This window comes from Paenibacillus sp. FSL R5-0766, from assembly GCF_037971845.1.
GTDB lineage: Bacteria > Bacillota > Bacilli > Paenibacillales > Paenibacillaceae > Paenibacillus.
Genome location: NZ_CP150227.1, coordinates 2,807,278 through 2,819,396, shown reverse-complemented (window position 1 = coordinate 2,819,396; position 12,119 = coordinate 2,807,278). Strand labels below are relative to the sequence as shown.

10 protein-coding genes are annotated in these 12,119 nt (G+C 44.7%); 3 read left to right on the top strand and 7 right to left on the bottom strand.

What is annotated here, in order from left to right; genetic code table 11:
- Positions 1-101: 101 nt before the first annotated feature.
- The 6 genes from MKY66_RS12865 to MKY66_RS12840 all read right to left on the bottom strand — a co-directional run bounded on the left by MKY66_RS12865 (position 102) and on the right by MKY66_RS12840 (position 7,748).
- Complete coding sequence (locus MKY66_RS12865; protein ID WP_339807151.1) at positions 102-251, bottom strand: hypothetical protein; 150 nt, start codon at positions 249-251, stop codon at positions 102-104.
- Between the two features lie 320 nt (positions 252-571).
- A complete protein-coding gene (locus MKY66_RS12860; protein ID WP_083657422.1) occupies positions 572-2,815 on the bottom strand; it encodes a helix-turn-helix domain-containing protein in 2,244 nt (747 codons plus the stop codon).
- A gap of 21 nt (positions 2,816-2,836) precedes the next feature.
- Positions 2,837-4,060, bottom strand: coding sequence for an MFS transporter (locus MKY66_RS12855; protein WP_256704398.1), 1,224 nt, complete (start codon positions 4,058-4,060; stop codon positions 2,837-2,839).
- A 49-nt stretch (positions 4,061-4,109) separates the two neighbouring features.
- Positions 4,110-5,162: an ROK family protein gene (locus MKY66_RS12850; protein WP_076217020.1), complete on the bottom strand. Its 1,053-nt coding sequence runs from the start codon at positions 5,160-5,162 to the stop codon at positions 4,110-4,112.
- Between the two features lie 36 nt (positions 5,163-5,198).
- On the bottom strand, positions 5,199-6,401 hold the full coding sequence (locus MKY66_RS12845) for an ROK family protein (protein ID WP_076217021.1): 1,203 nt from the start codon (positions 6,399-6,401) through the stop codon (positions 5,199-5,201).
- A gap of 507 nt (positions 6,402-6,908) precedes the next feature.
- The gene (locus MKY66_RS12840; RefSeq protein WP_017688839.1) at positions 6,909-7,748 is read right to left on the bottom strand and encodes a YitT family protein; all 840 of its coding nucleotides are present in this window, start codon (positions 7,746-7,748) and stop codon (positions 6,909-6,911) included.
- A gap of 372 nt (positions 7,749-8,120) precedes the next feature.
- Here MKY66_RS12840 and MKY66_RS12835 point away from each other — a divergent pair, with 372 nt between their 5' ends.
- The 3 genes from MKY66_RS12835 to MKY66_RS12825 all read left to right on the top strand — a co-directional run bounded on the left by MKY66_RS12835 (position 8,121) and on the right by MKY66_RS12825 (position 11,011).
- On the top strand, positions 8,121-9,179 hold the full coding sequence (locus MKY66_RS12835) for a fatty acid desaturase (protein WP_076217022.1): 1,059 nt from the start codon (positions 8,121-8,123) through the stop codon (positions 9,177-9,179).
- Positions 9,180-9,266: 87 nt separating this feature from the next.
- Positions 9,267-10,415, top strand: a complete 1,149-nt coding sequence (locus tag MKY66_RS12830) for a sensor histidine kinase (protein ID WP_076217023.1) — start codon at positions 9,267-9,269, stop codon at positions 10,413-10,415.
- Positions 10,412-11,011 carry a response regulator transcription factor gene (locus MKY66_RS12825; protein ID WP_036608692.1) on the top strand — a complete coding sequence of 200 codons (600 nt, stop codon included), beginning with the start codon at positions 10,412-10,414 and terminating at the stop codon, positions 11,009-11,011. Before MKY66_RS12830 ends, MKY66_RS12825 begins: the two co-directional genes overlap by 4 nt.
- A 187-nt stretch (positions 11,012-11,198) precedes the next feature.
- Here the strand turns inward: MKY66_RS12825 and MKY66_RS12820 are convergent, their stop codons facing one another.
- Complete coding sequence (locus tag MKY66_RS12820) at positions 11,199-12,107, bottom strand: hypothetical protein (RefSeq protein ID WP_076217024.1); 909 nt, start codon at positions 12,105-12,107, stop codon at positions 11,199-11,201.
- Positions 12,108-12,119: the final 12 nt, after the last annotated feature.

Genomic DNA, 12,119 nt, shown 5'->3' with positions numbered 1-12,119 from the left:
AATAATCCTTTTTCCATAGAATTTCTCTTCAAAAAATGAAAAAGAGACCACATCTTATGTGATCTCCTTGTTTAGCAACACGTGTAGAACGACTCGACGCACTAATTCCTCGGCGGAAGATTAAACTTCACTTGACCAAACAACGTATCGATGGCATTTCCCGCAAATTGATCCATCACATGTTCGTTGCTTGTGTCCGTATGTTCCAAAATCAATACATTATACTTCTCATCATAGTGCATTCCGCCCAAAATAAATCGTACAGGAATGTTCTGAGCCGCTCCTGCCTTAGAAATGGCCTGAATAAGTTCGGATTCATGCCTTTGTACACCATCTTCAACTCCTGCCCTATTATCTATAAATTGTCATACTGCTAGTATAGGACATTCGTAAAATTCCTTAACAATATACCAGCTAGACTGGCCTAAGATCGTGGTTGAACAGCCAAAAAATCTCCTGCAAAGGACGATAAGGGACGAAACCTTATTGCCTCATACAGGAGATTTCATTGATATCTCTAAGATTATTGGATTTCACCCGATACTCGGATGTTCTAACACGTGCAATTCCGTTATTGATCCCCTTGTTTTCCACTCCGCTTGCGATAGTCCCCTGGTGTCACGCCCATAATCCGTTTAAATACTCTGCCGAAAGAGATGGCATTGGCATAACCCACTTGCAGAGCAATATCCTGAACTGCCATATCGGATGCAGACAACAGACGGCAGGCCTTTTCGACCCTCAGTTTTACCAGAAAATCAACAAACTTCATCTCAAACTCTTCCTTGAACAGATAACTTGCATATTTGCCCGAGATCTGGAACCGATCACTCAGATGTTTCAGCGACAGATCCGGATCATCAAAATGCTCTTCAATATATATCCGCAGCTCGTTGATCATCGCGCGATGACTTTTCGTTTCATTCACAGATACATAATTGCGATAAACCTCTTTAAGCCACTCCTGCAAAATCTCTTGAATGTCCTCCAGTGTCTCCACCTGCTGGATATCACTACGAAGACGAGTCAGGATTTCCTCGGCAAATTGGCTTTGCAACCGCTCAGACAGCTCCCCGAATTCACGGGACAACATCTGGATTAATGCCTGCAGCAACATGCGAATATCGTTATCTGTAATCTGATCTTCGTTAAACGCAACAAACATCTGATCCAGCTGCGTTCGCCAACCATCACCGGTTAGTCTGAATTCACGGACAAAGTCTGCAAGCATCTGCAAATACTTGTACGATTGCAGCTCAATACGATCCGGCAGTTGCTCACTGAGAACGATGGCATCTTTACCAAGGGTAAGTCTATGCTGCAAACCCGCATCTGCACTCGCATAGGAACGAGTAATCTCCTCCCAGCCCGATACGGTTCGTCCAATCCCGAACGTAAACCGTAGGCGGAAGTTTTCCGCAATCCACATATGCATCTGCTTAGCCAGATCCATAAGTAATTCACGGTCCAGTCCTTCCTGCTCATCCGATGCAATCACTACAATAAGCCTGCGGTTCCCAAACCATTCAGCCCAACCTCCGAACTGGGTCTCATTCTGCACAAGTTCTTCCACTACGTTCATAAGCGCCATCTTCAGAATATTCTGATTGGTCGAGAGATCGTCACCATTCATCTCCGCAATGAGGACGGCAACACTCTTCGGTTCCATGAATCGTTCCTCTAGCGGTTGCAGATGGCGAAGTCGCTGACGGAACGAATCCATTCGCTCTCCTTCCATCAGATCAACAAGCAACTGTCTGCGATGAATCAGCAAGTTTTCATGATGCTGTTTCTCATAGTCAACCGTTTGAGCAATCAGATGTTCCAGTGCTCGATCGATGAGTGCCAGTTCATCTTTGACGGATGGAGTTGCTTCATCCTCCTCGGCACGTGGCTGTAACGCCTGGATTCGATTCATGATCAGCTGGATGGGGCGTGTATTTCTTCGAGTAATGTAGATTAGTCCCGCCACCGCACCAACAATCGTTAATAAACCAATACCGATCCACACATATGAAACAAGGGATACCCATGAATACAGCTGTCCGGATTGAATACCACTCTCGAAGATCAGACCAAGTTTGTCCGCAGTCACACGATTAAGGATTTCACCTGCTGAAGGGTCCATTTGATGCGCGGTATAGATCAGATTGTCGCTCTTATCCCGAACCTGAAGAACTGATAACTTTTCATTGGTCATGTTATCAATCTGCCGTTCCACTGCATACATGCGGATGGTAATGACGAGCAGTCCTTCACCGCCCCACGGTAACGGAAGCCACTTATTCATGCTAATCACCTGTGTAGGTACGTCGAAGGAACGTTCCTTATAATCACGTGGCAGATTCCAACCGAGGTTCTCCCGATCTTTCAAAGCTTGCTCAATATAGGCACGATCTTCGAAATCTTCCAAACGCATCATGCCTCTGGGCGTAAGAATCTGGGAATCGGACATACGATAGAGATAAATGGATTGAATCATATCCTGCTGATCCAGCATACGTCCCAGTCCACTTGCCGCATCATAGATGAACTGACTCGATAATTGTCCCTGTCCAGCTTCCAGAAAGCGACTATATGTCTTGTTTGCACCAATGTCTTCAAGCAACCGAAGTTCAATGTCACTTAGCGAGCGCTCCAGTGTATCCACGATATAGCGGGTGGAGATCATGTCGGCTTTTTGTGTTTCGTTACGTGAGAGTTCGTTGACAATCAGGAAGGAGAGAAAGATCAGAATGGAAATCGTAAGCAGAAAAATAGGAAAATACGAATACATCAACTTGGTGTGCCAATTCCGCTTCAGATTTACTTTCATAGGCTCCAACTCCTTCCATCTCTATTCTAATGAGTATGCTCTTCTCTGTTCTTTGGCCTGCCTGCTGACGATATACAGAATCACTGATCCTAGTGCCGCACTGATCGTGCAAGCCAGATACATCAGTGATGGACCGCCGGAATCGAGTAAATATCCGTTAAGCATATTACCAACAATTCCGCCCAGGCCAGCAAACACCATGTTAAATAAACTTTGACCTGTGGCCTGCATTTCCCGTCCCGTAACGGAAGCCACATATTCCACTGCTGCGATATAGAAGAATCCAAAGGATAACCCGTGCAGCACCTGGACACCAATCATCACCTCAGGTGTCGGCCATAACCATTGTATCCCCCAACGTAACATATACGCCCCCGCTGCAAGCAGCATCGTCCGTTCATGTCCCCATTTTCGGAGTATGAATGCCGCTGCCAACATGGATGGAACATTAGTAATTGACGCCAGCAACAGCGCTGTACCTGTCATGGTCACAGAACCGCCAGCCATCTGAAATGAAATAACAAAAAAGGAGTTAAACGCAGTGAGCGTTTGGTTAACCAGGAAACAACCTGTTAGAAATAGAAGGAATGTCCGGTTTCGGAGCAATCTTGCCAAACCTACGGAGAAGGTTACCGAGGACGAGGATATGCTCGTCTGCCGGGGAAGTGTACTTGCCAGTATAGCGCTCAGAATGTTAAACAGGAGAAATGGCAGCCATAACATGTGAATGGAAAACTGGGAGAGATACATCCCTGCGGCAAATCCCCCAACTCCCGTTCCTATGCTGCCGAAGAGTCGGATCATGCCATATGAGGTGTTCGCGGCTCTCGCAGCTGTAACCGCATAGGAGTCAGCAACGGGTATTTGAGTCACTTGGAATATAGTGCATAAAGTATAAATCAATATTAATATAATGTACACTTGAATATTGTAGAAGTACGCTAACGATGCAGGAACAAGCAGGCTGATCACCAGTACGAATCGTGTCTTTTTAAACTTATCTACCAAAATTCCCCATATAGGTTGAAGGATAATAGATACAAGTGTGCCAAACGCCATAATAAATCCGGTTTCTTTACTTGAAAAACCTTGTGCAACCAATATGGGATTAATGTACGGGTTAAACATCCCCCCGGCAAGTCCCATAAACAGATATAGGCCCTGTAATTGGAGTAAAACACGTTTTGCATCATTGGAATCGGCTTTTGTTTTCTCTGTGTAAGCCTTCATATGTCTACTTCTCATCCGGATCTCCATCCTTTATTTCTGTAGTGGCTTCGCCTATTCTCTATTTTTATGTGCGTGTCAGACTCGACTTGATTGCAGCCAATGCCCCGATTGCTCCTGCTTTGTTTCCCAGTTCAGCTACAGCTAAAAGTGTAGGCAGAACAGTGTAACGTTGGAGGCGTGTGCGCACTTCATTTAGATAATAGGATGGGTTGGATGCAGCCACGCCACCACCGATCACTATAATGGAAGGATTGAGTAAAGCCGTAATATTCGCCAGACCTCTCGCCATATAACGCATGGGTAGCTCCAGAATCTCCAGGGCAGCAAGATCACCCGACTCCGCTGCTTTGAATACATGCCTGGCTTCAATCTGTTCCGCTTCCCCTCCTGCCAGACTCATGATCAGGGATAAGGAACTTCCCTTTCCAGCAGCAAAATAACGCCTCGCCTGTTCGGTAATTCCCGTACCTGAAGTCACTTGCTCAAATACGCCAAAGGAATCCGCATCCGCAACGTAACCGGTATGAAGCCCTTCGTCTCCTGCAATGAAATGCCCAATCTCACCTGCTGCTCCATTCTGGCCGCTATAGAGCTGTCCATTCAGGATAAGAGCAGATCCAATGCCTGTTCCAACCGTGACCATTACACAGTGTTGATGTCCCTGTGCTGCCCCTTGATCATACTCTCCCATTGCGGCCATATTCACATCATTATCCAACATGATATTCCCGCTGTAGTACTTCGCAATAACAGGGCGAATATCTAGCTCAGGCCACTGAAAAGCGGGAGCATTTCGCAGTATCCCCTCCTCTTGCAGAATCACACCAGGGAATCCCAAGCCTGCACCTTTAAGTTGATCCAGACTGCATCCAACTTCGCGGCAGAATGTTTCCAATTCAACGAATAACCATCGGAAGAACTCATCCGGCTGATCACTGGCAAGCGTAGGCAAGATACGTTCATGAACTTCATTTCCAGCCTGTTGTGATGACAAGAGCATTAATGTTTTGGTGCCTCCAATGTCAATACCTGCAATCCAGCCGGATGGATCACCTCCAACCGTACCATTCTGATTGGTCTGATAATTATTACTTACGTTTTTCACGAATTCTGTCATCCCTTTTCCCTCCTCACATGTTGTATATCCAATCTCTTATTCCATGGCCTGCTGAAGGTTCAGCATCGTTTGTTGTACGGCTACCTGAACCGCGCCAGTGACAACAGCTTGCTCACCAAGCTTGGAACAGATTAACTGTGGTTGCACAGGAAATTGCTCAGAGATGATCTGCCTCAGTAAAGGCAATAACACATCACCGTTCCCTCCTACACCTCCGCCAAGCACAATGAGATCTGGAGCAAGCACAACGCTAATCTGACGCAGAGCTGAAGCAATCTTCTGGCTGTATTGTTGTAAAATCTCTACCGCCTCTACTTCTCCACTGCGTGCAGCTTCAAATAACTTCTCAGGAGTCAGGTGTCTGTGAAGATCATCTGCACCCGAATGAGCAGCCTCCAATAATAGTTCATCATGCTGTTCCAGATAATCTTTTGCCAGTTGCATCAGACCATCAGCGGACAGCACTTCCTCCAGACGTCGACCATCATCCACCAGCATCTCTGCGATCTCTCCAGCTAAGCCTCCTAAACCTCGAAGCAGTTGTCCATGTACCATGATGCCAGCACCCGTCCCTGTACCGATGGAGAAAAAAACAAACAAGGAATACCCTGCTGCTGCACCACTCCGATACTCCCCAAGCGCCGCAAGATTCACATCATTTTCCAGGATTACTTCACAGGGAAACGCTCCTGACAACGACTCTAGAGAGAAAGCTTCTTCCAGACCCGCTAACGGATCCACAATACGATTGATACGCCCTGAATCAGGTAGCACTACGCCTGGTATACCGAACCCGATGCACTGAATCTGACTCCAGTTCAGATGATTCTCCTCAAGCAGTTCGTTCATATGGCTTCGGAGAAGCTCCAACATCGTCGCTTCTGCTCGCTCATAAGCCTCTTGAACAACCATGGGATATGTTCGATAGGCAATGATCTCTCCATTCAGATCGGATAACGCAATCCGAATACGTGTTGCCCCGATATCTATACCACAGACATAATAAGCCGTTTCATTGAAACGAATGAGGGTTGCTTTTCGACCCTGAGCGTTGTCAGCTGGCCCCATTTCCCTCACCAGATTACGGTCAATCAGATGTTCGACCGCCAAAGACACCGTTGGTTTACTAAGTCCGGTCTGACGACTGATATCCGCTCTCGACATGGTTCCCTGAGTTATGAGGGCATCCATGATGAGATTTTCATTCAGATTGCGGATATACTGCGGTGTGCCAGCCATGTTATCGCCTCCTCTAATAGTTAGTTAGGTTTATTAACAAATTGATTAAATTCAATATATCATCGTGCTTGGTCGGTGTACAGCTTTTTGTCATTGCACTCTTGTACTAGAAAGAACCACATCTTCACCTGTAACACAAAAGCCTAATAAAGGAATTATTATACAATAATAGACGTTTATACATTTCCGAAACAGTGACGCGGTCATAGAATACCTTATCACGATCAGGGAGGTTTTAATATGTACAGAAAGCATCATAAATGTCATCATCCAAGACCAAAGTGTTTTTACAAAAAAATTACGAAAACTTGTGTTACCAAAATCAAATATGTCCCTACAAAGTGTAAAAAACATTGTTGTGTCACTGTTGAATATTGTCCAGTCAAAAAAAGAAAACATTATTAATATTCTTTTGGAACTAGATTAATACCGCATACCATTAACCTATCAAAAAAAGTTGCGGTGATATTCACCGCAACTTTTTTCTTCCTTATATACATATATTCATCAAGTTTTGGAGAGCTCAATAAATCCTTCACCGAAAACATCACGCACGTCATGAATGGTGATAAAAGCAATCTCATCTTCTGCTCGTACAATCTTCTTCAGCATAGAAACTTCCTGCTTGCTAATCACAATGTATAGAATTTCTTTCTTATTTTTTGTGTAATAGCCATGACCGGACAGGACGGTTACTCCGCGATCCATCTTCTCAATGACTTGCTTTGCGATTTCATCCTGTTTGGAAGAGATAATCATGACTGCTTTTTTCGGATTGAGCCCTTCAATAATGAACTCCATTGTTTTGGTTCCAACAAACAGCAAGACAATTGTACACATTAATCCTTGTGGTCCAATGATGAAGTATGAGGAGAAAGCCACAATCAGATCGAAGAACAGAAGTCCGTAACTGATATTCCAATCCAGATATTTGTTGGCAAGTCGGGCCAAGATCACTGTTCCCGCCGTTGTGCCTCCCACTCTAACAATCAAGCCAATACCAAGACCGGCAAATAATCCGGCAAAAATGGTATTGATCCAGAGTTCATCCGATGCAATCGTCCAACTCTCCGTCAGATGCAGGAACAACGAGTTGAATACCACTGCAATAATTGTATATACCGTAGTCGTTTTATCAAGAAACCGATATCCCACAATTAACAAAATACCGTTCAGGATCAAGTTCATCAGTCCAGGGGACCATTCAAACAGGTAATACAAAATAATCGTGATACCCGTGACGCCGCCTTCAGCCAAATCGTTCGGGATGACAAACAGGTTCACCGCCAGTGCAAACAGAAATGCACCTGCCATAATAAATAGGATATCCGTAATTCGTTTCTTCATTATGCATTCCATCCAATCCATCAGAAATCAACCTAATCGACCCGTCTCATAAGTTGTCATAACCACTCAAGGATAGATTTTACCATGCTCCCAACAAAATTTGTATACATAATACAAATTGTTGCGTAATTTGTGCAAAGGAATTAGTAAACCTGCTCTTCTGTCTTCGCAGAGCTATTGAGCATCATACACCCATGACAAATGTCATGGTCCGTCATTGATATTCATCATTACAGAAGGCTGACGTTTATGACTTACTGTCATGTTCGGATTGTTTTACAATGATAAAAACGCTTCCTACAGGAAAGTCTAGCGGGAAACGCCAAGTTGTAGCTGATTACAGTTATAACGATTGAAGGAGGACACAATTTTATGAACAGATCAAAAGAAATGGCCTTAAAAAAAGAAGTTACCCCTTACGAAAAAAATGATCTCAGACTAAGTATCCGCCAGTTAATCAATACATTGCTCCCGCTCTTCTTGTTATGGGCTGCAGCTTACTTTAGCTTATCGGTTTCCTACTGGCTGACCTTCCCGATTGCCTTGGTGGCATCCGGATTTGTACTACGGACCTTTATTATTTTCCATGACTGCTGTCATGGTTCATTCTTCAAGAGCAAACGCGCCAATGATATTCTCGGTACCATTACTGGTGTTTTAACAGTTACACCCTATCAGCAGTGGAAAAACGAGCATTCTATCCATCACGCAACAAGCAGTAATCTTGACAAACGTGGTGTAGGTGATATCTGGGTTATGACGGTTGACGAATATAAAGAAGCTTCTCCTTGGGGACGTCTCTTCTATCGGATTTATCGTAACCCGTTTGTATTGTTTTGTATCGGACCCATTTACGTGTTTCTGTTGGCTTACCGTTTTAATCGCAAAGGTGCTAGACGTAAAGAACGTATCAATACACACCTGACTACCGTATTGATCGTAGTGCTCTATGCATTCATGTCCTGGTTAGTCGGATGGCAGGCTTTTGTAATGGTGCAGGCACCTATCTTCTTCTTCTCCGGTTTCTTTGGGATCTGGTTGTTCTACGTCCAACATCAGTTCGAAGAGACGTATTTTGAACATGAAGATGAGTGGAGTTATGTAAAAGCAGCTGTTGAAGGCAGTTCTTATTACAAATTGCCAAAATTATTGCAATGGATCAGTGGTAATATCGGGTTTCACCATGTGCATCACTTGAGCCCACGTGTACCTAACTATTTCTTGGAAGAAGCACATAACGCAACACCACCCTTGCAAAAAGCAACAACTATTACACTACGTTCCAGTCTGGTTGCCCTGCGCTTCCGTCTGTGGGATGAAGATTCCAAACAGTTTATTAGCTTCAGACAGCTCAAAAGCTTATCCCGCAAGCCGTATGTTCAACCGCCTATCCGAGTAACCAATCCAGCGGGTCTGACAGAGAAGCCTTAACTCTGTCGGATTCGTTTTCTTGTGTTCAAGCCATAGTCATGCTACAGTCATGCTAAAGTTGAGTACAAGTGCAAGGAGGAGAATTACATTCAAAAGTGGATGCAAAATTTTTATAAAAAAACAGGGTTGAACCTTTATGTATGGCTCGCCTTTTTCATCCTGCCATTCTATTTTATATCGCAATATTCTAAATTATGGACGATGGTAACCGGCATCATCATTATCCTCGTTTTCTTCGTCTGTTACCTGCTCGCCTTCATCACCAAGGGCTGGCAGGTGTACATGTGGATTGGAATGCTTATTGCCATATCCATTACGATGACGATCGCCTATGATTATGCGTATTTCTCATTGTTTCTTGCTTTTTTTATTGGGAATATTAAAAATAAAGCCGGTTTCTTTACCCTCTACTCGGTGAACCTGGGAGCCAGTTTCGTAACCATTAATTACGGTTTCATTAATCAGAGTTCTCTGTTGGTGAGCCAACTCCCGTTTGTATTCATCAGCTTAATGGCCTCCATCCTGCTCCCAATCAGTACGTATAACAAAAACAAAACCGAACAATTGGAAGGCCAATTGGAGAATGCGAACAAGCGACTTGATGATCTCGTAAAAATGGAAGAACGCCAGCGTATCGCTCGTGACCTGCACGATACACTTGGACAGAAGCTCTCTCTGATCGGTCTGAAAACTGATCTGGCGAGACGGCTGCTCCGCAATAATCCCGATCAGGCCGAGATTGAATTGAACGACCTCAGACAAACGGCAAGTACAGCTCTGAAGGAAGTCCGGGAAATGGTCACCACCATGCGTGGTACACAATTGGTTGATGAACTGTTCCGGGCGGAGCAGATTCTGAAGGCCGCTTCGATTGAATTTGTGCTGGAAGGCAATCCGAAGTTACAGGATACGTCACAATTGAATGAAAATGTGCTCGGTATGTGTTTGAAAGAAGCCGTCACCAATGTCGTCAAACACAGTCAGGCAACAGCCTGTACCATCATTATTAAGGAGACCCTGGCGGATAATGTATTAACCGTACAAGATAACGGTATTGGAATAGAGCGAACTCGCAAACAGGATCGGCGCGGAACAGGAATTTTGGGCATGAAGGAACGACTTGAATTTGTGAATGGTTGTCTGGATATTCGCTCTGCAACAGACATCCAGGGCACAGCGATCATTATTCATGTTCCGAAACTCGTTCGCAAACCGATAAAGGAGGCAGAATCATGATTAGAATTGTAATCGCGGAAGATCAGCGCATGATGCTCGGCGCCTTGTCTTCCCTCCTCAATCTGGAGGAAGATATGGAAGTCGTCGGACGTGCCAGCAACGGCCAGGAAGCCCTTGCCCTTGTCCAGGAGCTTGCACCAGACATCTGTCTGATGGATATAGAAATGCCTGTGAAAAGCGGCCTTGAAGCCGCAGAAGAACTCAAAGGAATGAGCTGTAAGGTCATTATCCTGACTACTTTTGCCCGGACCGGATATTTCGAACGTGCCCTAAAGGGCGGTGTCCGTGGTTACCTGCTCAAAGACAGTCCAATTGAAGAACTTGCCGAGTCGATCCGCCAAGTTATGAATGGCAGACGCATCTTCGCTCCGGACTTGGTAGATGAAGCTTATGTAGAAGAAAACCCTCTGACAGAACGGGAGAATGCCGTACTAGGCCTCATGGCAGATGGGAAGAACACCAAGGAAATCGCCGGGCATCTGTTCATCACAACGGGCACGGTACGTAACTATATCTCCATTATTCTCAACAAGTTAAATGCCAGTAATCGCATTGAGGCCATCACTCGCTCCAAGGAAAAAGGGTGGTTCAAATGAAAGTACCGCTTTAACCCATTGAAACAAAAATAAGCATGTATCAGGCTGCACAAGCTGCGATAACATGCTCAAAATAAAAAGCTTGGCCCAGCAATTTCTTCCTGGGCCAAGCTTTTTTTTAGGTGTATCGTAACAATCCCATACTCATCTCTTTTTCATTGCAGAATATCCGTAAAACACTCAAGATTTATTTCACAGATACAGCCATGCCAAGAGCCTCTAGTGGCACTTGATCGGTCTTAAGCTGATGAATTTGGTTACCGTCCTGCCATGAGATCGTTACATGAACAGACTTTCCACCACTTGGATATTCAACTTTGATATATCCTTTATCTTTGGGTACAGGCAAGGTATGTGACTCCAGGTACTCCACCATTTTCTTCGCTATGCCCGCATTATTCATTTCATCTTCCGAAACCGAACGAATTTCCAGCGTCCATCTACCTTCCTGCCAAGTCAGATATTGACTGCCTGCGGCACCTTCACTCATGCCTTCGATGCCATGTCCCAGATCCACAGCAATATCTGCTGGAATATCTTTCAGGTTCGTCTCAGGGAAAATTTCTGACTGATTCGGGTCATTATAGGTCTTCACTTCAAAGGAAGCCAGTACAGGTATCTTACTGTCGGATGCAGTTAAAGACTGATCATTAATGGCAACAGACTGAGCGGTAGCGTAGAAATTTACTTTAAATGCATCCGCAGTATTGGACAGTATTGCCACACCCAAAGACGTACCCTTGTCCAATGTGAATGAAGTGGGTAACGCTGCATCCTTCATCTTCAACTGGTTGCGAACTTGCTTGATCACATCATTCACACCTGAATGACCAGTGGCAACTTGGTTGTCATTTGCCTTCGATTCTGATGTGTCTTCATTATCTGTTGTGTCCGTATTCTCTTTGGTTCCTGTTTCATTTTCATTAGAGAAATCAGCACCACCACTGCCGGTCTCGGTCTGTTCACCCACGGTTGTCGTTGGTGAAGAACTATTCTCTGATGATGCTGCATTTGAATCCGGTCCACCACATCCTGCCAGAGCAAGTAAAACGGCTGTCGTTACTGGAATGGTGATCCATAATGGTTGTTTCTTCATGATGTGAACCTC